This window comes from Phocaeicola coprocola, assembly GCF_041333015.1.
In the GTDB taxonomy this organism is placed as follows: domain Bacteria; phylum Bacteroidota; class Bacteroidia; order Bacteroidales; family Bacteroidaceae; genus Phocaeicola; species Phocaeicola coprocola.
The window spans coordinates 328,037-352,370 of the sequence record NZ_JBGKGM010000004.1 but is presented as its reverse complement, the minus strand read 5'-3'; the positions used below and the strand labels follow the sequence as shown (position 1 = coordinate 352,370).

Below are 24,334 nucleotides of genomic sequence, written 5' to 3'. Positions count from 1 at the left end.
TAATATTAGCCTATGGGATTATTAACTCCGGATCCGGGGCTACTGTTTTGGATGATTATCGTTTTTGGAGTCGTATTTTTTATTCTTGCCAAATACGGCTTCCCGGTAATCATCAAAATGGTAGAGGACCGGAAAGCATATATTGATAACTCGCTGAAAGCTGCGCGTGAGGCTAATGAGCAATTAGCAAATGTGAAGGCCGAAGGAGAAAAAATCCTTGCTCAGGCACACGAAGAACAGGCTCGTATTCTAGCCGAAGCTGCTGCTACACGTGATCGCATTATAAAGGATGCTCAGAACCGTGCTATCAGTGAAGGAGATCGTTTGATGATTGAAATCAAAAAACAGATTGAAACTGAAAAAGAAAGTGCGATTCGTGACATACGCCGTCAGGTAGCGGTACTTTCTGTCGGTATTGCAGAAAAGATTATGCGTAATAAACTTGCAGATGCCAAGGAACAGGAAGAGCTTATTGACCGTATGCTTGACGAAATGATAGAATCTTCTAAAAAATAACATACCATGAATACAGGAGTTGTTTCTATGCGCTATGCTAAAGCTTTATTGGCTTATGCTAAGGCGCAAAAAGTAGAAGATCGGGTCTATGAAGAAGTAAAAACACTTGCCGGACATTATGTAAGTCTTCCTGATTTACGCCGTGCGATAGAAAATCCAGTGCTCGACATGCAGAGTAAATGTGATTTGTTACGTGAGGCTTCGGGTGGAAAGGATGTCAGTCAGGAATTGATGCGCTTCTTCAATCTGGTGCTCGATGAAAGAAGAGAAAAATTCTTGCAATTCATGTTGTGGTCGTATATTGACTTGTATCGCGAAGATAAAAATATCCTTGTTGGTAAACTCACTACCGCAGTTATATCCAGACGTTTGGAAAAACATCTGGTTGAGCTGGTAGGAAGCCGTACCCAGGGAAAGGTAGAAATGGAAACACATATCGATCCTGAGTTGATTGGAGGATATATCATTGAACTGGAAGGTTATCGTCTTGATGCGAGTGTTGCTAATCAGCTGAAACGCATAAAGCAACAGTTTATTGCGAGAAACAGAAGAATTGTTTAAATAAGTAAAGAGGACAAATCCTGCTTTATTTATCATTTTAATTAAAAAATTATGCCAGAAAATACAATAAAACCCAGCGAAGTATCAGAAGTACTGCTGCGTCAGTTGCAAGGTATCGACAACTCACTGAAGTTCGACGAGGTGGGAACGGTATTGCAAGTCAGCGATGGTGTGGCACGTATTTACGGCTTGCGCAATGCAGAAGCTAATGAACTTTTGCAGTTTGAAAACGGTATCATGGGTACTGTTATGAATCTGGAAGAGGACAATGTGGGAGCGGTGCTTCTAGGTCCTACAGACCAGATTAAGGAGGGGATGATTGTAAAGCGTACCAAACGTATCGCATCTATCAATGTAGGTGAGAGCATGTTGGGACGTGTTATAGACCCTTTGGGTGTACCTCTTGACGGACGCGGTGAGATAGGGGGCGAATTGTTTGAAATGCCTCTGGAACGTAAGGCACCGGGAGTAATCTTCCGTCAGCCTGTAACAGAGCCTTTACAGACAGGTTTGAAAGCTATTGATGCGATGATTCCTATCGGACGCGGGCAGCGTGAGTTGATTATCGGTGACCGTCAGACTGGAAAAACCGCTATTGCCATCGATACAATTATCAACCAGCGTGCCAATTATGAAGCAGGAAATCCGGTATACTGTATCTATGTAGCCGTAGGACAGAAAGGTTCTACTGTTGCCAGCCTTGTAAATGCATTGCGTGAAAAGGGAGCAATGGATTATACCGTAGTTGTTGCTGCAACAGCTTCCGATCCTGCTGCCATGCAGTATTTTGCACCATTTGCGGGAGCTGCTATCGGAGAATATTTCCGTGATACCGGTCGTCATGCTTTGGTTGTATACGATGACCTTTCAAAACAGGCTGTTGCATACCGCGAAGTTTCTTTGATTCTTCGTCGTCCGTCTGGACGTGAAGCATATCCGGGTGATATCTTCTATCTGCACTCTCGTTTGCTGGAGCGTGCTGCAAAAATTATCAGCCAGCAGGAAGTTGCCGAACAGATGAACGACCTTCCTCCTAGCTTGAAGGGAAAGGTTAAAGCCGGAGGTTCACTTACAGCGTTACCTATTATCGAAACACAGGCAGGAGACGTTTCCGCTTATATCCCGACAAACGTAATTTCTATTACCGACGGACAGATATTCTTGGAAACCGACTTGTTCAACCAGGGATTCCGTCCTGCAATTAACGTTGGTATTTCGGTATCTCGTGTAGGTGGTAGTGCACAGATCAAGAGTATGAAGAAGGTTGCCGGAACATTAAAGATTGACCAGGCACAGTACCGTGAACTGGAAGCTTTCTCAAAATTCAGCAGCGATATGGACCCGGTAACTGCAATGGCTATCGACCGTGGACGTAAAAACAACCAGTTGCTTATCCAGCCTCAGTATTCACCTATGCCGGTTGGTGAGCAGATTGCCATCCTGTATTGTGGTACTCACAGCTTGATGCGTGATATTCCTATCAGCAAGGTACGTGCGTTCCAGGATACGTTCCTGACCAATATGCGTGCTAATCATCAGGCTGATGTACTCGATGTACTGGCAAGCGGTAAGATTAACGATGAAGTAACAGCATTGATTGAAAAAGTTGCGGCAGAAACAGCCGGACAATATAAAGAAAGATAATCGTCATGGCATCACTGAAAGAAGTAAAAGGAAGAATAAACTCCATAAACGGAACGCTGAAAATTACGTCGGCGATGAAAATGGTTGCCTCTTCGAAGCTGCATAAAGCTCAGGAGGCAATAGAGAACATGCTTCCTTACGAACGAAGACTGCATCACATGCTTACTAACTTTCTGAGCTCGGAGCTTAGTGTGGAGTCACCTTTCGTCGTGAAACGTGATGTGAAGAAGATTGCCATTGTTGTATTTGCATCGAACAGTAGCTTATGCGGCGGCTTTAATGCCAATGTTATCCGTCACTTGTCTGGAATGATAGAAGAATATGTCCAGCAGGTAGGGAAAGATAATATCTTAGTCTATCCGATAGGGCGTAAAGTTGCCGATGCAGTAAAGAAGTTAGGTCTGACTCCGATGGGAGACTATCAGCATATGAGCGGGAAGCCTAATTACAAAGAAGCTTCCGATTTGGCTTCTGAACTGATGGAGCGCTTCCTCAACGATGAAATACAGCAAGTAGAAATGTTGTACAATCATTTTAAATCGACGTCTACCCAGATTCTGACACGTGAAACGTACCTGCCTATCAATTTCTCTCAGGCATCTGCTACAGATGAAGAAGATAAGGGTAAGCAAGTCGATTACATTGTAGAACCGTCAGCAGAAAAGGTGATGCAGGAATTGTTGCCCAAAGTATTGCGTATGAAGATGTATACGGCATTGCTTGATTCGAATGCGGCAGAACATGCTGCCCGTACGATGGCAATGCAGATTGCAACCGATAATGCAAATGAGTTGATTCAGGATCTTACGCTGATATACAATAAGAGTCGTCAGCAAGCCATTACCAACGAATTGCTCGATATTATCGGCGGTACGATGGCGTAACGGTCAAAGCATAAATAAAAAAATATCGGGACCATCCTTTCGGACGATCCCGATATTTTTTTATGTAGCCGGATCAGTCAAAACTTCCGTAACGGGTAGGCAACAGTTTACGGTCGCCTAGCGTATTATCTACACGTGCTACGTTTATCCAGAATTTATTTTCGCGTACACTTTCCATCGGATATACTGCCTTTTCGCGGCTGTATGTATGCTGCCAGTTGTCACTTACAGCCTCATATTCCGGATGTGGAGCATTGATCAGTACATTATCTTCTTTCGAAACTTTACCATCTTTCACTTCCTCTATTTCGTGCCAGATACTGAGCATGGTGTCAATAAAATTATCCAGTTCGTATAAGCTTTCGCTTTCTGTAGGCTCAATCATCAGTGTGCCATGTACAGGGAATGAGAGAGTAGGAGCATGATATCCATAATCCATCAGTCGTTTGGCAATATCATTTTCGGTAATTCCACTTTCCTCGTGAACCTTCCGGCATTCCAGAATCATTTCATGTCCTACAAATCCGTTTGTTCCGCGGTATACCGTACCGTATGTATCGTTCAGCGAAGCAGCAAGATAATTGGCATTCAGTATAGCTGTCTTGGTGGCTCTTTCCAGTCCTTCAGCTCCCATCATGCAAATATAGGCATAGGTAATAGGCAAGATACCGGCACTGCCGTAAGGAGCAGCAGAAACCTCATTCTGTTCATTTCCGAAAAGATTATGTCCCGGCAAGAAAGGAATCAGATGCTTGGCTACACAAACCGGTCCTACACCTGGACCGCCACCACCGTGAGGGCTGGCAAACGTCTTGTGCAAGTTAAGATGGCACACATCCGCACCAATTGTTCCCGGATTTGTCAGTCCTACCTGTGCATTCATATTTGCGCCGTCCATATATACCTGAGCGCCGCATCGGTGAATGATTTTACATATTTCGGCAATATCACTTTCGAAGATACCGTGAGTGGAAGGATAAGTAATCATCAGAGCGGCAAGCTGATCCTTATGCTCTTCTGCTTTCTGACGGAGATCTTCCACATCCACATTACCCCGTTCGTCGCAGGCACAAGTCAATGTTTCGTAGCCAGCCTGAACAGCAGAAGCCGGATTTGTTCCGTGTGCCGAAGCTGGGATAAGAATCAGGTTACGATGTCCTTGTCCGATGCTTTCCAGATAGCTGCGGATGATGCGAAGTCCCGTATATTCTCCGGCAGCCCCTGAGTTAGGCTGAAGCGTGATACCTTCGAATCCAGTGATCGTCATAAGCTGCTGCGAGAGATTTTCTATCAGTGTACGGTAGCCTTGTGCCTGATCTTCCGGAACCAGCGGATGCATGTTCATCCACGAAGCATTGCTTAAAGGAAGCATTTCCGAAGCAGCATTCAGTTTCATCGTACACGAGCCCAGTGAAATCATGGAGTGGGCGAGTGAAATATCCTTACGTTCCAGACGTTTGATATAGCGCATCATTTCCGTTTCGGTATGGTAACGGTTGAATACCTCATGAGTCAGATACGACGACCGGCGTCGCAGTTCTCTGTTCAGTGACGACGATTCAGGGATGTCATCTATCTCATGTACAGGCTCTTCGGCAGCAATACCGAAAATCATCAGCAGCAGGTTCGCATCTGCCACGGTAGTAGCTTCGTCGATGCTGAAGCCTACATCTCCATTTTCAAAATACCGCAGATTTACTTCCTTGCTTAATGCTATTGTGCGCAGTTTCTGTGCCGAAACATGATCGGGCAATCCCAGACGGAGTGTGTCGAAGAACAGCGAGTTACGTTCTATATATCCCAGACGGAGCAACTGTTTGTTGAGCCAGTTGGCAATACTGTGAATACGTTTGGCGATATCCTTTATTCCTTCAGCACCGTGGTAGACAGCATAGAAGCCAGCCATGGTAGCCAGCAGAGCCTGTGCCGTACAGATATTCGATGTAGCCTTTTCGCGCTTGATATGCTGTTCGCGAGTCTGCAAAGCCATACGGTAACAAATCTTTCCGTATTTATCCTTTGACAGTCCGATGATACGTCCCGGTATGTTCCGTTTATATTCATCACGCGTTGCGAAATAAGCGGCCGAAGGACCACCGTAGAACATCGGAATACCGAGGCGCTGTGTGCTTCCGAATACGATATCAGCTCCCCATTCGCCGGGAGGAACCAATAACGCAAGGCTCATGATATCCGCGTCTACCGCAACTTTACAACCAGCTGCATGGGCACGTTCGGTAAACTCACGGTAATCTTCTATATTACCGCTGTTGTTCGGATATTGTACGATACAGCCAAACACGTCGGGTGTAAATTCCAGTTCCTTATAGTCACCCACTTTCACCTCTATTCCCTGAGGAATAGCACGTGTACGTATTACTGCAAGGTTTTGAGGGAATATCTCACGGTCGACAAACAGTGTGTTGGCTCCCGCTTTCTGTTGTGCACGGCTTCTCAGTGCCAGCATCATTGTAGCGGCTTCGGCAGCGGCCGTTGCTTCGTCCAGCAGCGAGCAGTTTGCCAGCGGCATAGCGGTAAGGTCGCTTACTACCGTCTGGAAATTAAGCAAAGCCTCCAGACGTCCCTGCGATATTTCTGTCTGATAAGGAGTGTATGAAGTGTACCATACCGGATTCTCGAAAACATTGCGTTGGATGACAGCCGGAGTAATCGAATCGTACCAGCCAGTACCGATATACGATTTATATATCTTGTTCATAGAAGCCAGTTTCCCGATATGTTCGGCAAACTTCCGTTCTGTCATGGCAGGAGGCAGATTCAACTGAGCTTTTAGCCGGATTTTCTCAGGAATGGTCTTATCAATCAATTCGTCTAATGTCTTTACTCCTATTCTTTCCAGCATTTTGGGAAGATCGTTCTCGGTAATGCCAATATGGCGATTGGCAAAAACATCTGTTTTCATGATTTTAAGGTATTAATAAAGGTAAAAGTATTCAGGTTCGAAAACGTACCGCATTTGTAGTAAAATGCCGGTACGTTTTTTATGTTATTCAGGATAATGTTTCTATTTGAAGAACGGATTTTCCATTTTTTCTTTTCCGATACTAGTCGGTTCTCCGTGTCCCGGATACACCAGTGTTTCATCCGGCAGAGTCAGCAACCGGCACGAAATCTGTTCTATCAGTTCGTTGAAATCTCCTCCTTCCAAATCGGCACGTCCTATGCTTCCCTGAAACAGTACGTCACCGCTGAACAGGCAAGCATCTGCCTTACAGTAATATACCATGCCTCCGGGTGAATGTCCCGGAACATGTATGGCTTGTAATTCCGTATGTCCGAAGCGTATTATTTCTCCGTCTTCGATGTAGTGTCCCAGTCCTACCGGGGCTTCATTCGGGCTGAAGCCGAACATGCGGCACTGGTCGGGCAATTTTGCCAGCAGAAACTCGTCGAGTTGGCACGCTTCGGCTTTCAATCCAAATTCACGCAGAATGAAAGGATTGCCAAAAACGTGGTCCAGATGCAGATGAGTATTCAGCAAATGCTTTACTGTCAACTTGTTGTCGGCAATATACTGTTTCAGCATCTGTTGCTCTTCCGGAAAAAAACAGCCGGCATCTATGATTGCAGCTTCCCCTGTTTCGTCGGAAATAACGTAACAGTTTACGGGAAACATATTAAATTCGAAGCGTTTTATTTTCATTTGTCCTTATGTGTTAATCAGTTGTTTACAGTGACATATACTACCTTCTTCGTTTCAAAAAACTCTTCCGAGAAGAAATCTTTCAGTTCGGTTACCATTGTCTGATGCTTTACCGGAAAAACCTCTTTTTCAAGTTCTCCTCCCTTCAGACAAACCAGTCCGTTGGGAAATGCGTTATGCTGTTCCTTGCTGATGTTCTTGCGGATAATCTTCAACAGATCGGTCAGTGGCATTACAGCACGGCTCACTACAAAGTCGAACATTTGTTTTTCCTCTTCAGCGCGGCAGTGGCGTGTCGTAACGTTTTTCAGTCCGATGGCATTGGCAATTTCGGTTGCAACCCTGACTTTCTTTCCGATGCTGTCTACCAGATGAAACGTTGAGTCGGGGAATAAAATGGCAAGCGGTATGCCCGGAAAACCACCTCCCGTGCCCAGGTCCATGATACGTGTTCCCGGCTTGAACTGGATAAACTTGGCAATGCCCAGCGAGTGAAGCACATGATGTTCGTACAAGTTTGTGATATCCTTGCGTGATATGACATTGATTTTGCTGTTCCAGTCAGTGTACAAGTCGTACAGCGCGCCAAACTGTTCTTTTTGCGTTTCGGTTAAATCAGGAAAATATTTCAGTATAATATCCATGTATGCAAATGGTTATTTTAAGTAAACATTAATGTCATCGTAGGGAACGGTCAGGCTGAAGTCACCTGCCGAATAAGGAGCTATTTCATAACGGTTATAATAGAATGTGACCCCGTCTTTGCCCAGCATAAAGTTCTCCGGAATATAAATATCCGTATCCAGCAATATTCCTACCGACTGAAGCCCTTCTATGCTAGAAATGGTATCGGTCTCCATTTTTTTGTTGACTTCCTTTATCAGTTCCTTCATGATCAGTGAGCAGATTTTTGCATTATCTTCCTTGCGGAATACATCATCGGCAGTAATAAGCTTACCGGTCTGAGCATTGATATTCATATATTTGGCAAGCGTATTGGGATGTGCTCCTCCGGTATACTGGAAGTTTACGACAGAATAATTCCATACGGTACTGTCTTTTCCGGCTTCCAGTGCAGTCTTTATCTGATATTCATAATTATACCATGCCGGAACATCTTCGGCCTTCATGCCGTTATGCATATCAGCTTCAAACAATTCTTTGACATCCGTATTATAATTCTTAATGAAATCATTAGCCAGTGCCGATACAAGTCCTTCAGGAGTCAGTTTGACATATTGTTTGCCGAAAGCTTCTTCCTGTATTTTTTCATTGATAAGCCGTGATATGGAGTCTTTCTCCGATGCCGGTTTCAGATAAGCATAACTGATGCTGATTTTGCATGACGGAGTTTCCTTTCCTTCCTGCAAGTACACTGTTGTGTCTTTTTGCAGCATGTCTGGTTCGGCAGCAGCTGTTTGTTTCTGTTCGATACATCCTGTAAGTGCAAACCCGCCCGCAATGCCGAATATGAGTGACGGCAGTAAAATTCTGGTTGATTTCATGATACTATTTTTTAGTCTGTTGATTTTTGCATTCTCATACGACAAATATAACACAAGTTCTCGAATAAAACATGAAAAAAGAACGTTCTTTCTGTCGTTTTGATAAAGATTTTCGGATAACCGGAAGGCAGGAAATAAAAAAATATGTAAGTTTGTCCGAAAAGGAACAATGTTCATTAACGAAGCAGCTATGAAAACAGAATATTGGGGAACGATTCCCTATCGTGAGGCATGGAGCCGACAGCAAGAATTATTCGATAAACTGGTGCATCAGCGTGGCAGTGGCGAAACCTGTGAAAACCGTCTGATATTTTGTGAGCATCCTCATGTCTATACTTTGGGCAGACATGGTAAAGAAACCAATATGCTTCTGCGTGAAGAGCAACTGAAGCAGATTGGGGCGGAACTATTCCATATAGACCGCGGAGGAGATATCACTTACCACGGTCCGGGACAGCTGGTCTGTTACCCGATACTGAATCTCGAAGATTTCCGGTTGGGACTGAAAGATTATATCCATGCATTGGAAGAAGCGGTCATCAGAGTTTGTGCGTCATACGGTATAGAGTCGGGCAGGGTAGCCGGGGCAACCGGTGTGTGGCTCGACACAGGAACAAAGAACGAACGCAAAATCTGTGCAATAGGTGTACGCAGCAGCCATTTTATTACGATGCACGGACTTGCACTTAACGTGAATACGGATTTACGCTATTTCAGTTATATTCATCCGTGCGGCTTTATAAATAAAGGTGTGACTTCCATTTCCAGAGAACTTGGTCATGAGGTCGCTATGGATGAGGTGCGGGAAAGATTGCAAAACGAACTTCACACCTGTCTGAATGTTCATATGACGCCCTTAAAATAATATCAGGTTGTCTTTTGAAAAAATTGCTGAAGAATTAGTAGAAACATCAGCAATTTTGCTTGAAAGTTCGTACAATTTTTTCAAAAAAATAGCGTAGTTTTCTTTAACCTTTTGATTGTCAAAAGGTAATCGGAGCTTAGAAAATAGGCAGGTAACGATTAGGTGACGAAAATCCATCGCTTACTTGCGCTTTTCTGCATAACCTCAAATAACTCTTCAGTTACAAAAGTAGTTGATATTCTTGACGTTAGCAAATTTCTACAGAAAAAATTTCCCCGATAAAGTTTCTTGGTTTAAATAGTTTTTATCTTGAATCCATTTTCTTTTTTCACGGAAACGGATTTTTTCAACGGTCAAAGAAAACCCCCGCCTTACCACCCTCCGTAACCGACAGGAAGAGGCATATGGGAACCTGCTGAGGAACCAGGGAGTGGTTACGGTCGAACTGCTCAAGACCACTGTATCAGATGCCAATTCCGTGTCGGAATACCTCTTGTAAGCCGAAGAGGTGGAACGCGAACGTCTTAGGAACTGCTCCAAGGAGATTAACTCCACCTACCGCCAGTCGAAAACCACACAGCTCAATCTCAGGCAGTTCATCGAATCCCGCAAAACGAAGGACATCACCTTTTCAGACTATAGTGTAGCCATATTGGTATATAGCCGTATGATGCGCTATCCTGATAATGCTATCACAGAATAGCAATATAGCCGGATATTAAAATAAGGATAGTCGGAGACGAAGGGAACACGCACCCTTTCGGATACAGATATATTAAATTCTCCATTTGCAGATGTGTATAAGTAGCAATCCGTTAATGGAAACGATGAAAAAACAAAAAGGCGTATACAGTTACATGTCCATTTCCCATTTGCAGAAGTGTAGAAATATCAATTCATCAATGGAGACAATGAAGAAAAACCATAAGTCGTACACGGCTATATGCCCGTTCTTCATTTGCAAATGTGTAGAAATAATAATCCATTAACGGAGAATAGGGTATGGAAAGGGCAGATTTCTCGTATATGCGTCCCCTTATTCCTGAACTATGGGCGTAAGTCACATGGTTATGGCAAGACATCCACCTTTTAATGGGGTGAGCTGCTGGTAAATATCTGATGGAAATGTCCCGTAAATCGCAGGAGAATAGCCATACAACGGGCTTGTACACAATAATTATTGGATAAACGTGGTCCGCTCCTGCGGACAGCAAGTTGTGTTTTCGTTAAACGAAAACCAAACGGTTTAACGGCTACCGCCGCCAAACCGTTTACCCCAAGATATGCTCCGGAGTCGCATCAATATATCAATTTGCTAATGAAATATTACAGACTTATATCTTTACTATTTTTCTTTGATAAGGAAATCCACCTTCAAGAGTACATCGTAAAATCTTTTGTGGTCGTGGAAATGCAGGTATATCGAGTCTCCGTCAAGATACTCCCTTATCAGCTCACCGTGCTTTTCCTTAAATATCTCCAGCGGTATGTGTATCGTATCCTTTTTCTCTTCAAGCATAGCCCGGCAATACTCTGATAAGGTTCTTTGCATTGTATCGTTTCCTTCAATTGTATATAATACGTTTCCCTCGAATTTTTTGTATTTATCAGTCAGATATTCGTCATTGTCATTTGCCTCGATTCTGCACTCACCGGTTCCGGGACACAGTTCATCATTCTTCGCAAAGTACGAACTATCAAAATAATATATTTTTCTGCGGACATTCTTTCTGAATTCAAAGGCAAGCGGATATTTCAGGCTGAATATATTTTTCCTTCCTTCTCCTGCCCTTAATACTATGAAGGCTTTGCTTTCCACCTGCCTTACCGACACTGTATCCCTTTCCGAAACACACCCGTACAACAGCAGGACTGCTGCCGCTATTGCATATCCCATATATTTCATGTGAGTTGTTTTCATCATTATTTTGTTATTGTTTTTTTGTATTCTATTATTCTGTCGATAGGAGTTTCTGTCTGAAGGAAACCTTCAGTGGAATATCATGCCACTCTTTACTTTTTCTGAAATGCAGGCACATTGAATCCCCTTCAAAAAAATTATCTATTATATTTCTAAAGTTGTTGTTGAAATATTTCAGTGAAACATGCATAGTATCTTTCTTTTCACTGACCATTCTGTTATAGTATCCTGACAAACATTTTTGTATGATATCATTTTTGTCAATGATATATAGTATAGAACCATCAAATGCTCTGTATGATGAAGTCAGATAATTGTCTTCATCATTTGGTACCAGGTAGCAGGCTGCTGTACCTGAACTAAGTTCCTTGTTACGAAATGAATAAGAGTTCTCTGCATAACAAATGTCTTTTCTGTCGTTCTTCTTGAACATAAAAGTTACAGGATATGATAGGCTGAAAACAGTAGTCTTGTCTTTTTTTATTCTCAATATTATAGGCCTTTCACTCACAACCTGTCTTACTGACACTGTATCCCTTTCCGAAACACACCCATACAACAGCAGGACTACTGCCGTTATTGCATATCCTATATATTTCATGTAAGTTGTCTTCATCATTATTTTGTTATTTTTTTTGTATTCTATTATTCTGTCGATAGGAGCTTCTGGCCGAAGGAGACCTTTAGTGGTATGTTATACAACTCTTTACTTTTTCTGAAATGCAGACATATCGAATCTCCGTCAAAGAAGTTCTTTATCACATCATTAAATTTGTCATCAAAATATTCCAGTGGTATATGGGCAGTATCTTTCCTTTCTGAAAGCATTTTCTTATAATATTTATCCAGCCGTTCCTTTATTGCACCGTTATCTTCTATAATGTATTTTATGACTCCGTCAAAGTTCTTGTACGATTGAGATAGATTCTTATTGCCGTCTTGAGGTGCCAGATAGCATCCTCCGGTTCCGGAACTGAGTCTTATGTCATGAAACATGAATGTATTGTCAAGATAACGAATGTCCATATCCTTGTTTTTTTTCATTTCATAGGACAACGGATACAGCAGGCTGTGGATAGCTGTTTTATCATCGCATAATCTGAGGATTACGGCTTTGTCTGGTCTTTTCACCTGTCGAACTGCTACAATGTCTTTTCCGGACATACAACCGGCAAGAAGCATCAATGTAGAAACATATAAGATTTTCATGCGAATTGATTTTTATACGATATAAGATTTTCCAGATTCATATCTCCATTATTTTCCCATTCCTTCAAATTCAAGGAATTCCATTTTCAAGGGTATATCGTAGAATCTTTTGTGGTCGTGGAAATGCAGGTATATCGAGTCTCCGTCAAGATACTCCCTTATCAGTTCACCGTGCTTTTCCTTAAATATCTCCAGCGGTATGTATATCGTATCCTTCTTCTCTTCGAGCATAACCCGGTAGTATTCCGACATAATATTTTTCAAGGTATCGTCCTTGTCAACGACATACTTTATGGTTCCGCAGAATTTTTTGTACGATGATTTCAGATTCTCGTCCCCGTCATACGGCTTCAGGTAACATCCTGCTGTTCCGGGGCACAGCTCATCATTCTTCGCAAAGTACGAGTTTTCACAATAAAATAGATTTTTTTGACATTCTTCCTGAATTCAAAAGATACCGGGTACAGTATGCTGTGGATGTGCGCTCTGTCATTACGCATTCTCAACACAACATAACTGTCGCTTTCCACCTGCCTGACAGACACTATGTTTCTGTCAGATACACAACCAAAACAGAATATGATTATGAAAAAAAGGAGTAATTTGTTCATATAAGCATAAATTGGTTAAAGAATCAATGGATTTATTCACTCGTCCGAAATTATTGAAGCAATATTGCCATATCCTACTAACGAACATTACAAATATAAAACGAAAAAAATATCTATCAGTATGTGAAAATAAAAAAAGACGAAAACATGTTTATTAACATTGTATTTGTATAAAAAGATACTTTACTGATACACAAGTACAAAAAACACGCACCGAAACTATGGCAACATATACATTTTTTGTACTATGCCTTATGGGAATGATATTCGGATGGAATAGATAATTTTTTTGAATGGGATTCAATATACCTGCATTTCTACGACCACAAAAGATTTTACGATGTACCCTTGAAGGTGGATTTCCTTATCAAAGAAAAATAGTAAAGAAATAAGTCTGTAATATTTCATTAGCAAATTGATATATTGATGCGACTCCGGAGCATATCTGTGTATCATAAATTAAAGAAAATTATTCATCAGGTAAAAAAAAACAGAAAGTGAACAGTTTTCCGATATTTAAATCAGAAATTGTATAGGATTTTTTATGCTTCACTTGTATTTTTGCAAAATAACAGTACCCCGATGCTGCTTATCCGAAAACATTTTCTATCTTTGTACAGTCGTGCAAGCGACTGACATATATAGCTGATGTGTTTCGCTAACACCTTGTATTAGAAATCTGGTAAATTTCAAAATGGAAGCAGGGCTGAGCAGTAACACTTGTCACATGTATCCGTATGCGAATGACATGCGATATAGGTGTGGGGTACTGTTTTCATTTATTTGCTTCCGGGTTTTACCAGAACCTCTAATACAAATAAGTAAACCGGCTCCACACTTTCTTGTCAGATAGTGTGGCATTCAAGTCCGATGGCGAAAATCGGAACAGTCCGAATGTCAATTTTCAATAAGGGAATCCATGTGTGTTGGATAATTGACGGATATGAACAGAAATCCGTAAAATTTATCAGCATTCATAACTCTCATATATAGAATATAGCTATTTTTACGCAGAAAAAACGGATAAGATTATGAAAAACGTAATTGCTATAATAAAAAACGCTTGGGGTGAGAGTCCTCCACCGAAAGTCAAAACCGGCTTTATCCCCAATCTCTGTGATTGGGAGAAGAAAAATTATCTGACGAATCCCGGCTCTTATTACCGGCAAAAGGCATCGGTCGGATATATAGCCATGAAAGGATGGCTTTTCACTATTTTGCGTTTGCCGAACTGTACCTTTGCTAACCAAGTGTTTTCCTACTTCTCTTTTCCATTCTCTATCCTGAATAATCAGATTCTCGCAATATATAAATTATACAATCACCTTTGGAATGATATCAAGGTGTCTTATCCTGTAAAATCTGCTATGAAAAAAACGGGTCAGTAGAAATTTAGTGGGGATACGCATATAGCTTCGCAATGCGGAATAAAAAGAACTTCTTATCAGCTACTCCTCTTAGATTTGCTCTGAACAGTTTAATTTTTGCATTGAACGATTCTGCCATCGCATTTGAAGAACGATGGTTGTAGAAATTCAGTATTTCATCATAGTGCTCATAGAAAGTAGCAGCAATGACATTAAAAGAATGCATCCCTGCTTCTTCTACTTTATTATACCATCGTGCCATAGCCAGACGTGCAGCGTCCTTTATGGTGTTCTTAGAGAAAATCATCCGCAGGGAATGGCACAAACCGTATGCCTTTTTGATGTCAGGGTATTCCTCAAATAGGATTGCTGCCCTTTGCTTCTGTTTTTCTGTCCATTTATCAGCTGACTTGAAAAGCAGATACCGGGAGCGTATAAGTAATTCCCTACGGGTATCGCCATTGGAATATCGGTATGGGACATAATCTTCGTTCTTCCGCTTAGCTTCTTCCATTTCCTCATTGGCCTGCTGTATGGCATCCCAACGGTGTTTGATGCGTAATTCCTGCACAGCATCACAAGCTAATCTCTGAATGTGAAAACGGTCTATCACACGGCTGGCTTCAGGAAATGCAGTCCGTACAATCTTGCGCATGGAGTCTGAAAGGTCAAGTGTCACTTCTTTAACGGCATAACGGCTTTCCTCGTCAATTCGTTGCAGTACAGCTATTACATCCTCTGATTTAGTTCCTGCCACGACAGCTACCAGGGAGCACTCTCTCGTACAGGCATCACGGTTGGTTACAAAGGTGTAAAGTTCACCGTTGGAGAGTGAGGTCTCGTCAATCGCCAGATACGGTCCCATATTTTCCGGAAACAGCATCCATTCACCGGCATGGGATAACTGTTCCCAATTACGATATCCGCTGAGAACCTCCTTGTACTGTTTTTCAAATGTATGACCATCTATATGATAGAATTCCTCAAGCGTACGGCAGGTCACTGGGGATGTCTCCATACGTTTCTTTTAAAAAAGCCCCAAATTCTTTGGAGTATCTGGTTCCCTTGGCTACAACATCGAGGTCGATGGGAATACTGAAACTTTTACCTGTGCGCAAGTCCGTCCAACGACGACGTCTGATCTTGAGGATTACCTTATGGTCCCGTATGGGAAAGTCTGTCACATTAACAGCTTCCATAAAACCTTTGGATTCAAAATGTTCGTCATTGCTTAACTTGGAATTCATCTTTTCATCCAGACTAATATGAATCTCTTGAGAGGTTTGTTCAACTCCAGAGATAAGAAAGTAATCTAATATCTGAGCCGGCAACACGAGGCTGGCTAGCATATTCAAATAATCGTTTTTCATAATGCGAAGTAAGCAATACTTTACGAGTATAAAAAATAATCCCCACTAAATTTCTACTGACCCAAAAAAACAGCATTCATAGCATTGTTCTCAGGCATGGTATTGTCAGCCGGAGCTCAGAATACGAACCGGATAACCGAAGAGGAGCCTGATATAAAGGTGACAAAGGATACGGTATGGAATATGGCGACTGAAAAGAAAGCGGCATCCAAGGTACAATTCCCACAACCGGGAGACAAAATTGATGTACTGGATCCTATCGTGTACAGTTTATGCTATATCACCGCCTATGATAGGCTCGCCCGAAAATCCGTCAAGGTGAAAACTTACAGGAAAGAGTACGCCCCGTATATCCACGCCGGCTATGACTTTGGCGTAAAGCATTGGAAAGAAATCGTTCTAAAAGACTATTCCTCTCTCCGGAAACAATTGCGGGGCATTGCAGAGAGTACCGGAATGGAAAGGATCTGCTTCCGCAACGGAGCCCTTATGGGAGCATACTCAACAAATCCTTATCCGGAACTGGATTATATCGATGCCGCAATTTCCGATGTGCTGAAACAGGTAAGGAAGCATATCGCTTCTGAAAATGAGATATCCCGGCACTATTACACCTTATCTGATAAATGGTTTTCTTTTTTCGATGGAGAGAAAGAACGCTATTACGACATCGCAAATCACAACAGACCTTATTTCCTGTGTCAAGAGCATGCCGACGATGCCCTTATTCTTCCAGAGTGGATAGATACCGCCACAGCAAGCAATGACATCACCCAATCAGAAGCCCTGGCTTCGGCAATTGCAAAATTTGATTCTCCTGCGGCCCCGGACGGCATCCACAAACTGAAAGACAACATGAAGCTTACACCCGACGAACGGAATGCCTTGCTGGCACCTAATGATATGATTTCGTATGCAGTGGGAGTAGCACAGGCTGGCTGGATTATGGAATATAAGTGGTTTATAGGAGAAACTCACAGAGAGGAGTTTGATGCAATGCTACTTTCCCGGGGTAACAGTCCTGCCATCATGGCCGCTTTTGGAGACGGACTGAGGAGTGCCATGGATATAACGGAACGTTTTAAAAATGCGATTCTGTGTCAGGACTGCGACTCGATATGTCTTATGAACAAAGCCATCAAAGCAGAATTGAACAAAGCATACAGACAAAATGTAGTTTATGGTTATGTCTTTATGAACGGAATGGATGCCGTTGAAATATACAGGGCCGGTGCCGAGTGGGATATTCCTGAAAAACAAACGGCCAGCGGATTGCGGCTTGATAAGGACCGGGTGCTTGAAGGTTTCAGGGATTATCTGGAGGGACATTTGAAAATGGGTGTCGAATATGCCCGGACACTGACCAAGGGGCGCAATGCCATTGACTGGCATTTATATGAAAAAGATACGGAGACAATAGACTTGTCCGAAACCGGATTCCAGCCTGCCATTCCGCTTAATATAGAAACTGGCTCTCAAAGTGAATTAAGTGCCGAACTGTCGCAGATGCTTACACTCCCACAAGAAGTTGCCGGGCAGAACATTACGGGTAAGGTGATGGCTACGGTGGTAATTGAGGCAGATGGTGCTGTCAGCAAAGTGGAAATTACAAGTTCGCCGCATCCGGCTTTGAGCGAAATTGTAACGGATTGCATCTACCGCATGCGGTTCATGCCGGCAAAATATGACGGAAAATGCGTCGCATCCGTTGCCATTATTCCTGTATTATTCTAATGAAAACACAATATCACCATTCACCATGAAAAGATTATTATCAACCGTCCTGCTAGCATGTTTCGTACTGGGAGCATGGGCACAAAACAAGACGAAAATGACAGAAGAAGAGAAAAAAAAGACCATGGAAGGACTTGAAGCGCTCTATCAGTTAGAGACAGGAGCGGCATTCGGCGAACTTGATTCATTGACAGAAAGCCAAGAGTTCAAACAGGATAGGCTCCCTTGGGAAAAATGGGCGGACAAATTCAAACACAAGAGCTTTAAAAAGAGCCTGTCAAGACTGTTCATGTGCTTTGACAAGGCATTCATAGAGCCGAACAAGGATTCTCCTATCTTTTTCAACCTTATGCTAAGGGGCAAAGACGAAGATGTATCTTCATATTTCGGTGGTCGACAAGGATCCGGCCTGTGGGAAAAGTATTATCACGAGGATGAGAACGGGAACTTCACGGGGTTCTGCAAAGAACTTTTCTTCGACCTGGAGACTGATTTGCAGCTTCATCTGGCGGATAAACAGGGCAAACCGGTCTATATACACCCGGATGAAGATATCTATCTGCTTGAGGGCGGCGACTATGCCCAAAACAAAGACATGTTGAATATATGGTTCGGATTGCAGATACCGCTGACTGTCCCTTATCAGGAAATTGCAGGCGGACACATCTCCTTGTCTTTCTATATGCCTGAGAAATACGACCGCATCACAGTACCCATAAAGGATTTTGGAGACAAACCGGTGCAGGTGACTTGGGGCAACAAGACTTTTTCCATAGAAAAGGTTGACAGCAACGGCTTCATCATCTCCGCAGACGCAGAGACTCTCGACAAACTGAAAGGCATGAAGCGCCTTTATCACAGGGACGGGAACTGGTACGAGCCGTCCTCTTCAACATCTACAACAGGAGATTTGGACAAGATTCTGAAAAATAGTACAAGGAAAATCACGTTTGAAGAGTGGTTGAAAGAAGAAGGCATCGACCTGAACAACCTGGAAGAGACCTTGAAACACTTTATGGAAGATGAAGCTTCAGAGGAAAATGACGATACAGACGCTGCCGGAATGATGGGAAAACACTACAGGACAGCCTTGCAGGGGGATAGTCTATTGCTCTACATGCCGGACGAAAAGAGACGGGAAATTGCCGAGATAACCGTATTTGCCCCATCGGAAGGCGAAGCATCGCGGTTAATAATCAACCGCGAGCGATGCAACGAACTTATCGAATGGTTGTGCACAGAAAAATCACCGGACAATACAAAGCAGACCGAACCGGAAGAAATGGAGGAAGTGGATTATTTCAGTCCTGATTTCCAGCCAGCCAAGCCCATCAACCCGCAGACAGGAATGCCGGACGAATGGAACATAATCTTGGCACAATTGCTCAGGAGGCCGGAAGAGGCAGTCGAGCAAGGAATTACAGGAAGAATGACGGCGGAAATAACCATCGGAACCGACGGAGTTGCCAGCAACGTAAAAATAAACGGAGACCCCCATCCGCTATTGGAAAAAGCGGTGTGCGACTGCCTCTACGGCATAAAGTATGTCCCGGCAAAATGGAAGGGAAAAGCGATCTCCTTTGTCACCACTCTCCCCGTCATTTTTAAGTGACCGAGCCTATGGAAGGATATATCCTGATTGTACTACAGATTCTGATAACCGGACTGATTATCTGGAGAAGGAAGCAGGACTCCAAAGAGCCGTCAGGCTGTCTGGCAGCGGGTTTTATTTTCATGATTGTATTTGCTCTGACCACCGTACTGTTCAGTCTGGGGCATCTTATCATCAATGAAGGACTGTTTGCCAATATCTTTGCAGAGAGCAGAGGGTTGCTCGCCGCCGCTTCTCCTGTGGAATGGCTGATGGCTGGATTTATCTGCCTGATAATGATACTAGTACCTGCCACCGCTTGCTCTTTAGTTGGCTATGCTGTCACAGGCCGTCACCCCAAATTCTGCAAACTGATATGGAAAACACTGGCAATAATCCTGCTGTTTCCCGTCATGGCATTGGGAATATTGGTTGCGGCATTTGGGTTTGCCTATATTATCTGCATGAGGTTTGCCTCACCCATGTTTGACGATATCGGCTGGGGCTGGATGCTTCTGCTCTTATTTTTCAGTGTGATGTGCCTGCTTGGATTTTCCGGATTCGTCGTTTACCTGTTGGAAATGAACAGCGAGAAATTAAAAAAATACGATGAAAAGGACAGCAGACGTTCTTTCAGACCGGTCGATATGAATAACCATGAGAAAGGAGGCACTATATGATACGAAAACTTATAATCTGCATAGCCGTTCTGGTGGGTTTCTGCCCGATGGCATGGGGAACGGTCGATGATGTACCTAATCCCAAGACATACGATGCGGACAATTGGGTATCCGACCCTGACCATATATTGGACAGTGAAACGAAGAATAAAATCAACGATATATTGCAACAACTGGAGGACTCACTGACCATAGAAGTGGCAGTTGTCGCCTTGAACAGCATCGGAGAAGAGGAACCGCATGAATTTGCCGTTACGCTGTTCAACCGGTGGGGTGTCGGCAAGGCGGAAGATGACAACGGACTGCTGATTCTGCTGACCCGGGATATACGGGATATCACCTTCAAGACCGGGTATGGCCTGGAAGAAGTATTGCCGGATGCCATTTGCAAAAGAATACAGATGGAAACCATGGTGCCGCATCTTCGGGAAAATGACTGGAATACAGGAATGCTTGAAGGTGTCAAGGCGGTGGCGGCAGTTCTGTACGGAAGTGACTATCAGGCAGCACCGCCGGAAGCATGGATAAAAAAGTTCCGGCGTACCACCCCTTCCCTGGTCTTTATCGTGTTTGCCCTGATGCTGATACTTATAAACTGGTTTGTCTGGAAATCGGCGGTACACAGGATGACGCCCAAAGACGAAGGGACGGAAGCCGCACTGACCTTGCTGGCGACCCGAAAACCCTTTACTGTACGCACCCTGCTCGGACTGTGCTGGCTAGTGCCGGTGTGGCCCGCCATGCTGGGTATTGCCTGCTGGTATTTCGGCAGACAGAAACAAAAGACCCTCAGGCGCAGCCGGACATGCCCGAAATGCAACCGGGAAACCCTCCGGGAGATTCCTTTGCACGAGTTGATACAGGATACGAAACGGCTGACTGAAAGCGAACGCAAAGAAACAGAACTGAAGACGGCATACATCCGCATCTACCGGTGCTCCGCTTGCAGCGAAGAGGTGAAAATCCGGATACCGCTTGAAAAGGACGGCTATGAATGCTGCCCCTCCTGCGGGCACATGACGCTGCACAAGGAAGAAAAATATCGGACTATTATTAAAGCCACCACTTCATCAGAAGGACTGATGGAGGCTCGCCATCGATGTATGCATTGCGATGCCGAATACATGGTAGGCTATACAATACCGAAAATCAACACCTCTTCCAGACGTTCGGGAGGCTCAGGCGGTGGCGGAGGCAGTTTCGGAGGAGGATCGTCCGGAGGCGGAGGTTCATCCAGCCGTTTCTAATACAGTATATCAATATTAACAAAAACATGCAAATCATGAAAACTATTTTTATCATGGGAATCTTGAGTTTCTTTTGCGACATCAGTGCCGCACAGCCTCAATACTGGGGTGAGGAAACATACGATTTGGAAAATGTGGCATTCCGCATGACGGTGGCCCTCAGGTTTGAAAACCGATAAATTTTCTCTGCTATGGACAAAGACTTTTCAATAAACGGTCATCTCCTTTCATGCCTGCAACCGGACGATTTCCGGGAAGCACGTCTGCGTATGCTTTGTGTGACCATATCCAAGGATATGCCGGAGGAGAGAAGAGAGCGGCAACTGCGTCCCTTTGCATCGGACATGGAATTCATGAATATGATTGCCGGATGGATGAACGGGCTTCCCGAAGCAATTAGCCATGAACAGCCGGACTTTGAGAGATGGCTGGAGCTGTTCATGACTGCCGGTGAAGCAGAATCCACCCGTTATGTCATGCGTTTGCAAATATGGTACACGCATTATTGCTGCGTAGAAGAGTTACTGACCTTATGCCGGTTGCTGCAAAGGCATCGTGAAGAACATCTGGAAGCCATCTACCACAGAATGCTCTACTACTTCCGCGAAGCGAGAATACAATGCGGAATGCCTTCCACTTCCGAGCCGGCAGAAGGCATTGAGGTATCATTCAAACTGCTCGATGCCTCCTACGAACATATCAACCGTAAAGTCGTTTTGCAAGCGGAAGAACTGCTCGGTATCCATACCGACCATTCTTTCATTCAGAAAGTGATGGAATGCCATACTGAAGCGAAGACAGCAGAAGAACTGGCGGAACTATGCGGAGCAAACAGTACCGTTACCTTCCGTCGGACATTCCTGAGATTGTTTAACTGTCCTGTAGCCCAGTGGCTTCGGCAAAAACGTGCCGAGCAGGTGCTGAAACTGTTGAGGACTACACACCTTCCCTTATCGGAGATTGCCGAACAATGCGGGTTTGCGAACCAGTCTTACCTGTCTGATTTCTGCAAGCGGAATCTCGGTGATACACCGGTTAATATCCGGAGAGACAGGAGCTGACCATTTATTATAAAATGAACGAATATGAAAATTAAAACACTTATCATTATGGGACTATTAAGTACAACAGGTTCAAATTTATCTGCACAAGACGAAAAATTGACAAAAGAAGAGATTCAAGAGTTGAAGGAATATTTCAATTGGGAACAATCCACATTTAAAAATCCGATCATAAATCCCCAATATAATAATTCCGAAAATCTTAAAGCGGTGGATAAAAAAAAGCCATGGGAAGAACAAGTTTCCGTTCCTTTGGATGTATATGACAAAATTTTAAGCACTGTTTCACTGTCAACTTCCTCCAATGAAGATGACAACCATGAAATCAAAGTAAACCTGCATTATGACTTCCCTTCGGCATGGACAAACCAAAACGACTTTACAGGCTACCAAAGCGGTTCATATAAATATGAGGAATGGCCTAAAAACAATGGTTTTGACCCTGCTATTGGTATCCAGGCAGAGCGAAACGATGGTGTAAAAATCAGATTCATCTCACGAATGACCGACAACGAAAACAAGCCCATGTTATTGGGAAACAGCCTCCACTATGACCGTAAACCGATAAGAGATGACCAAGGACGCCAAAAAGGTACTGATGAAACCTATACATTGCGCACAGAACAACCATTATCGCAAGTGAAAGGGGATTTATCGGTCTGTATCCTTCAAACAGAATGGAAAAAGGTCAAAATCACCGATGCAGACATAAACAAGGAATTTACTCTTGACGGAATACCTTTTGAACTGCTGTCTTTCAAAAACGGAGTCATAGTCATTGCGTTTGATTACAAGCATTATGACAAAGTACGTGATAAATGGAAATACATCGGAATGAAAGGCGGTGTGTGGTGGAAAAACAACAGGGCCGAGAGATCCATTACTTCTTATACAATATATAACAACATCATCAATAATCCCGATTATTCTTTCCAAGACTGGATGAAGCATATAGATAATGAGGATTCAGAACATAGGGCTGTATGCGCATTTGTTTCCTATGCTTCGATAGATGAAGTATATTTTTATATTGACCCGAAATATTGTGAAACGATTTTATTGGAAAAAGTTTTAAAAGTAAAGTAACTACAAAAAATATAAATTACCGGAGAGCATTTCCTATTAAGAATTGCGACCCAGTAATTTGCAGCAGTGGAAAATACAAGGAATATGAAAATTAAAACACTTATCATCATTGGATTGACAGCATTTTTATGCTTATTCGGCGCAACAGCCCATGCACAATCAGACAAACAGATTATCAACATGGATAACCCGGACTATGACATCGATGTGGAACGTTTTTGCTCTCCATATATTGATTTCGATAATCCCAAAGAGACCCGCAAAGAAGTAAACTATCGCTATGTGAAATACACAAAAGACATGTATGTTTCGCGGACTGAGAAATATCCGATTTTAGTATATTATATAAGTATGGACAGTCTTGCTACCAAGAAAACAACTTTTTGTGATACCGATTTTGGAAAACTGAATTTGATAACCAATGCACAAAGCAAATTAATATCGATGGCCTGCGAAACGAAGATGAATAAAACAGGCTTCGAAAAACTGGTAGAAACTGCCAGGCAGAAATATGGTAAACCTGCCCTGCAGAAAGCAGAAACAGGTAAAGACGAACTTAAAAAGATTCTGATAAACTCGATGGTATCAAAGGGCAAGGACATACCCGTGTATCTTTGGAAACCAGATGACGAATATATCGGACTGTTCATGGAAGGCGAGGATGTCGTAAAGCTCTTCCGGGCAAAAAAAGAATTTGAAGATTTACTCATCAAAGTAGATGGCCCTTACATTGAGGCAACAATGGAGTTGCAAAAATTGGAGAGAAAAATGTTCAAGAAATAAGAAACAGGCTATAATAAGCTAATTTTAAATCACAT

At 43.1% G+C, this 24,334-nt stretch carries 25 protein-coding genes and 1 pseudogene; 16 read left to right on the top strand and 10 right to left on the bottom strand.

Going from position 1 to position 24,334, the window contains the following annotated elements; translation table 11 throughout:
- The first annotated feature begins 12 nt into the window (after nucleotides 1-12).
- The 4 genes from atpF to ACDG22_RS12145 are packed head-to-tail and all read left to right on the top strand — an operon-like array spanning nucleotide 13 to nucleotide 3,605.
- Nucleotides 13-516, top strand: a complete 504-nt coding sequence (gene atpF / locus ACDG22_RS12160; protein ID WP_022125370.1) for a F0F1 ATP synthase subunit B — start codon at nucleotides 13-15, stop codon at nucleotides 514-516.
- 6 nt (nucleotides 517-522) lie between these two features.
- Nucleotides 523-1,077: a F0F1 ATP synthase subunit delta gene (locus ACDG22_RS12155; protein ID WP_118484718.1), complete on the top strand. Its 555-nt coding sequence runs from the start codon at nucleotides 523-525 to the stop codon at nucleotides 1,075-1,077.
- Between the two features lie 51 nt (nucleotides 1,078-1,128).
- The gene (atpA, locus tag ACDG22_RS12150) at nucleotides 1,129-2,721 is read left to right on the top strand and encodes a F0F1 ATP synthase subunit alpha (RefSeq protein WP_007570470.1); all 1,593 of its coding nucleotides are present in this window, start codon (nucleotides 1,129-1,131) and stop codon (nucleotides 2,719-2,721) included.
- A 5-nt stretch (nucleotides 2,722-2,726) separates the two neighbouring features.
- Entirely contained in the window at nucleotides 2,727-3,605 is an 879-nt protein-coding gene (locus ACDG22_RS12145; RefSeq protein WP_118484716.1) for a F0F1 ATP synthase subunit gamma, read from the top strand.
- Nucleotides 3,606-3,678: 73 nt separating this feature from the next.
- Here ACDG22_RS12145 and gcvP read toward each other — a convergent pair whose 3' ends face one another.
- The 4 genes from gcvP to ACDG22_RS12125 all read right to left on the bottom strand — a co-directional run bounded on the left by gcvP (nucleotide 3,679) and on the right by ACDG22_RS12125 (nucleotide 8,774).
- A complete protein-coding gene (gene gcvP / locus ACDG22_RS12140; protein WP_270243205.1) occupies nucleotides 3,679-6,528 on the bottom strand; it encodes an aminomethyl-transferring glycine dehydrogenase in 2,850 nt (949 codons plus the stop codon).
- A gap of 102 nt (nucleotides 6,529-6,630) precedes the next feature.
- Nucleotides 6,631-7,269 carry an MBL fold metallo-hydrolase gene (locus ACDG22_RS12135; protein WP_007570463.1) on the bottom strand — a complete coding sequence of 213 codons (639 nt, stop codon included), beginning with the start codon at nucleotides 7,267-7,269 and terminating at the stop codon, nucleotides 6,631-6,633.
- 17 nt (nucleotides 7,270-7,286) lie between these two features.
- Nucleotides 7,287-7,913 (bottom strand): 16S rRNA (guanine(527)-N(7))-methyltransferase RsmG, encoded by a 627-nt coding sequence (gene rsmG / locus ACDG22_RS12130; RefSeq protein WP_007570461.1) that lies wholly within the window; start codon nucleotides 7,911-7,913, stop codon nucleotides 7,287-7,289.
- Nucleotides 7,914-7,925: 12 nt separating this feature from the next.
- Nucleotides 7,926-8,774 (bottom strand): DUF3298 and DUF4163 domain-containing protein, encoded by an 849-nt coding sequence (locus ACDG22_RS12125; protein ID WP_022125674.1) that lies wholly within the window; start codon nucleotides 8,772-8,774, stop codon nucleotides 7,926-7,928.
- Nucleotides 8,775-8,943: 169 nt separating this feature from the next.
- Here ACDG22_RS12125 and lipB point away from each other — a divergent pair, with 169 nt between their 5' ends.
- Together lipB and ACDG22_RS12115 are read left to right on the top strand one after the other, a co-directional pair.
- Nucleotides 8,944-9,639, top strand: a complete 696-nt coding sequence (gene lipB / locus ACDG22_RS12120; RefSeq protein ID WP_007570457.1) for a lipoyl(octanoyl) transferase LipB — start codon at nucleotides 8,944-8,946, stop codon at nucleotides 9,637-9,639.
- A gap of 349 nt (nucleotides 9,640-9,988) precedes the next feature.
- Nucleotides 9,989-10,276 (top strand): annotated as a pseudogene (locus tag ACDG22_RS12115) (site-specific integrase); the annotation flags it as partial.
- Between the two features lie 708 nt (nucleotides 10,277-10,984).
- Here ACDG22_RS12115 and ACDG22_RS12110 read toward each other — a convergent pair.
- The 4 genes from ACDG22_RS12110 to ACDG22_RS12095 are packed head-to-tail and all read right to left on the bottom strand — an operon-like array spanning nucleotide 10,985 to nucleotide 13,000.
- The gene (locus tag ACDG22_RS12110) at nucleotides 10,985-11,545 is read right to left on the bottom strand and encodes a hypothetical protein (RefSeq protein WP_227994610.1); all 561 of its coding nucleotides are present in this window, start codon (nucleotides 11,543-11,545) and stop codon (nucleotides 10,985-10,987) included.
- Nucleotides 11,546-11,591: 46 nt separating this feature from the next.
- Nucleotides 11,592-12,179, bottom strand: a complete 588-nt coding sequence (locus ACDG22_RS12105; protein ID WP_177591882.1) for a hypothetical protein — start codon at nucleotides 12,177-12,179, stop codon at nucleotides 11,592-11,594.
- Between the two features lie 26 nt (nucleotides 12,180-12,205).
- A complete protein-coding gene (locus ACDG22_RS12100) occupies nucleotides 12,206-12,769 on the bottom strand; it encodes a hypothetical protein (RefSeq protein WP_148315594.1) in 564 nt (187 codons plus the stop codon).
- 48 nt (nucleotides 12,770-12,817) lie between these two features.
- Nucleotides 12,818-13,000, bottom strand: coding sequence for a hypothetical protein (locus tag ACDG22_RS12095; RefSeq protein WP_260401338.1), 183 nt, complete (start codon nucleotides 12,998-13,000; stop codon nucleotides 12,818-12,820).
- Between the two features lie 86 nt (nucleotides 13,001-13,086).
- Here ACDG22_RS12095 and ACDG22_RS12090 point away from each other — a divergent pair, with 86 nt between their 5' ends.
- Together ACDG22_RS12090 and ACDG22_RS12085 are read left to right on the top strand one after the other, a co-directional pair.
- On the top strand, nucleotides 13,087-13,371 hold the full coding sequence (locus ACDG22_RS12090; protein ID WP_007570445.1) for a hypothetical protein: 285 nt from the start codon (nucleotides 13,087-13,089) through the stop codon (nucleotides 13,369-13,371).
- Between the two features lie 1,040 nt (nucleotides 13,372-14,411).
- A complete protein-coding gene (locus ACDG22_RS12085; RefSeq protein ID WP_370858893.1) occupies nucleotides 14,412-14,768 on the top strand; it encodes a hypothetical protein in 357 nt (118 codons plus the stop codon).
- A 4-nt stretch (nucleotides 14,769-14,772) separates the two neighbouring features.
- Here ACDG22_RS12085 and ACDG22_RS12080 read toward each other — a convergent pair whose 3' ends face one another.
- Nucleotides 14,773-15,765 carry an ISAon1 family transposase gene (locus ACDG22_RS12080; protein ID WP_155162804.1) on the bottom strand — a complete coding sequence of 331 codons (993 nt, stop codon included), beginning with the start codon at nucleotides 15,763-15,765 and terminating at the stop codon, nucleotides 14,773-14,775.
- Nucleotides 15,731-16,117, bottom strand: a complete 387-nt coding sequence (locus tag ACDG22_RS12075) for an ISAon1 family transposase N-terminal region protein (protein WP_007565224.1) — start codon at nucleotides 16,115-16,117, stop codon at nucleotides 15,731-15,733. Before ACDG22_RS12075 ends, ACDG22_RS12080 begins: the two co-directional genes overlap by 35 nt.
- A gap of 96 nt (nucleotides 16,118-16,213) precedes the next feature.
- On the opposite strand from ACDG22_RS12075, the gene ACDG22_RS12070 reads away from it, so the two are divergent.
- The 8 genes from ACDG22_RS12070 to ACDG22_RS12035 all read left to right on the top strand — a co-directional run bounded on the left by ACDG22_RS12070 (nucleotide 16,214) and on the right by ACDG22_RS12035 (nucleotide 24,299).
- Nucleotides 16,214-17,851: an energy transducer TonB gene (locus tag ACDG22_RS12070; protein ID WP_370858892.1), complete on the top strand. Its 1,638-nt coding sequence runs from the start codon at nucleotides 16,214-16,216 to the stop codon at nucleotides 17,849-17,851.
- A gap of 25 nt (nucleotides 17,852-17,876) precedes the next feature.
- Entirely contained in the window at nucleotides 17,877-19,463 is a 1,587-nt protein-coding gene (locus ACDG22_RS12065) for an energy transducer TonB (RefSeq protein WP_007570438.1), read from the top strand.
- 8 nt (nucleotides 19,464-19,471) lie between these two features.
- Nucleotides 19,472-20,122 (top strand): hypothetical protein, encoded by a 651-nt coding sequence (locus ACDG22_RS12060; protein WP_370858891.1) that lies wholly within the window; start codon nucleotides 19,472-19,474, stop codon nucleotides 20,120-20,122.
- Nucleotides 20,119-21,369, top strand: a complete 1,251-nt coding sequence (locus ACDG22_RS12055; protein ID WP_007570436.1) for a TPM domain-containing protein — start codon at nucleotides 20,119-20,121, stop codon at nucleotides 21,367-21,369. Before ACDG22_RS12060 ends, ACDG22_RS12055 begins: the two co-directional genes overlap by 4 nt.
- A gap of 35 nt (nucleotides 21,370-21,404) precedes the next feature.
- Nucleotides 21,405-21,548: a hypothetical protein gene (locus ACDG22_RS12050; RefSeq protein WP_227994609.1), complete on the top strand. Its 144-nt coding sequence runs from the start codon at nucleotides 21,405-21,407 to the stop codon at nucleotides 21,546-21,548.
- A gap of 12 nt (nucleotides 21,549-21,560) precedes the next feature.
- Nucleotides 21,561-22,430: a helix-turn-helix domain-containing protein gene (locus ACDG22_RS12045; RefSeq protein WP_007570434.1), complete on the top strand. Its 870-nt coding sequence runs from the start codon at nucleotides 21,561-21,563 to the stop codon at nucleotides 22,428-22,430.
- A gap of 24 nt (nucleotides 22,431-22,454) precedes the next feature.
- On the top strand, nucleotides 22,455-23,516 hold the full coding sequence (locus tag ACDG22_RS12040) for a hypothetical protein (RefSeq protein ID WP_007570433.1): 1,062 nt from the start codon (nucleotides 22,455-22,457) through the stop codon (nucleotides 23,514-23,516).
- A gap of 84 nt (nucleotides 23,517-23,600) precedes the next feature.
- Nucleotides 23,601-24,299, top strand: coding sequence for a hypothetical protein (locus ACDG22_RS12035; protein ID WP_007570431.1), 699 nt, complete (start codon nucleotides 23,601-23,603; stop codon nucleotides 24,297-24,299).
- Nucleotides 24,300-24,334: the final 35 nt, after the last annotated feature.

Bases quoted from the DNA above. Each gene is read 5' to 3' on its own strand.
- ACDG22_RS12070 (WP_370858892.1), top strand. From the start codon at position 16,214: ATGGTATTGTCAGCCGGAGCTCAGAATACGAACCGGATAACCGAAGAG.
- ACDG22_RS12145 (WP_118484716.1), top strand. From the start codon at position 2,727: ATGGCATCACTGAAAGAAGTAAAAGGAAGAATAAACTCCATAAACGGA.
- ACDG22_RS12080 (WP_155162804.1), bottom strand. From the start codon at position 15,765: ATGGAGACATCCCCAGTGACCTGCCGTACGCTTGAGGAATTCTATCAT.
- ACDG22_RS12085 (WP_370858893.1), top strand. From the start codon at position 14,412: ATGAAAAACGTAATTGCTATAATAAAAAACGCTTGGGGTGAGAGTCCT.
- ACDG22_RS12095 (WP_260401338.1), bottom strand. From the start codon at position 13,000: ATGCTCGAAGAGAAGAAGGATACGATATACATACCGCTGGAGATATTT.
- ACDG22_RS12040 (WP_007570433.1), top strand. From the start codon at position 22,455: ATGAAAATTAAAACACTTATCATTATGGGACTATTAAGTACAACAGGT.
- ACDG22_RS12110 (WP_227994610.1), bottom strand. From the start codon at position 11,545: ATGAAATATATGGGATATGCAATAGCGGCAGCAGTCCTGCTGTTGTAC.
- ACDG22_RS12060 (WP_370858891.1), top strand. From the start codon at position 19,472: ATGGAAGGATATATCCTGATTGTACTACAGATTCTGATAACCGGACTG.
- ACDG22_RS12155 (WP_118484718.1), top strand. From the start codon at position 523: ATGAATACAGGAGTTGTTTCTATGCGCTATGCTAAAGCTTTATTGGCT.
- ACDG22_RS12055 (WP_007570436.1), top strand. From the start codon at position 20,119: ATGATACGAAAACTTATAATCTGCATAGCCGTTCTGGTGGGTTTCTGC.
- ACDG22_RS12035 (WP_007570431.1), top strand. From the start codon at position 23,601: ATGAAAATTAAAACACTTATCATCATTGGATTGACAGCATTTTTATGC.
- atpA (WP_007570470.1), top strand. From the start codon at position 1,129: ATGCCAGAAAATACAATAAAACCCAGCGAAGTATCAGAAGTACTGCTG.
- ACDG22_RS12075 (WP_007565224.1), bottom strand. From the start codon at position 16,117: ATGAAAAACGATTATTTGAATATGCTAGCCAGCCTCGTGTTGCCGGCT.
- ACDG22_RS12135 (WP_007570463.1), bottom strand. From the start codon at position 7,269: ATGAAAATAAAACGCTTCGAATTTAATATGTTTCCCGTAAACTGTTAC.
- ACDG22_RS12105 (WP_177591882.1), bottom strand. From the start codon at position 12,179: ATGATGAAGACAACTTACATGAAATATATAGGATATGCAATAACGGCA.
- ACDG22_RS12090 (WP_007570445.1), top strand. From the start codon at position 13,087: ATGATTTCAGATTCTCGTCCCCGTCATACGGCTTCAGGTAACATCCTG.
- gcvP (WP_270243205.1), bottom strand. From the start codon at position 6,528: ATGAAAACAGATGTTTTTGCCAATCGCCATATTGGCATTACCGAGAAC.
- ACDG22_RS12065 (WP_007570438.1), top strand. From the start codon at position 17,877: ATGAAAAGATTATTATCAACCGTCCTGCTAGCATGTTTCGTACTGGGA.
- lipB (WP_007570457.1), top strand. From the start codon at position 8,944: ATGTTCATTAACGAAGCAGCTATGAAAACAGAATATTGGGGAACGATT.
- rsmG (WP_007570461.1), bottom strand. From the start codon at position 7,913: ATGGATATTATACTGAAATATTTTCCTGATTTAACCGAAACGCAAAAA.
- ACDG22_RS12100 (WP_148315594.1), bottom strand. From the start codon at position 12,769: ATGAAAATCTTATATGTTTCTACATTGATGCTTCTTGCCGGTTGTATG.
- ACDG22_RS12045 (WP_007570434.1), top strand. From the start codon at position 21,561: ATGGACAAAGACTTTTCAATAAACGGTCATCTCCTTTCATGCCTGCAA.
- ACDG22_RS12125 (WP_022125674.1), bottom strand. From the start codon at position 8,774: ATGAAATCAACCAGAATTTTACTGCCGTCACTCATATTCGGCATTGCG.
- atpF (WP_022125370.1), top strand. From the start codon at position 13: ATGGGATTATTAACTCCGGATCCGGGGCTACTGTTTTGGATGATTATC.
- ACDG22_RS12050 (WP_227994609.1), top strand. From the start codon at position 21,405: ATGAAAACTATTTTTATCATGGGAATCTTGAGTTTCTTTTGCGACATC.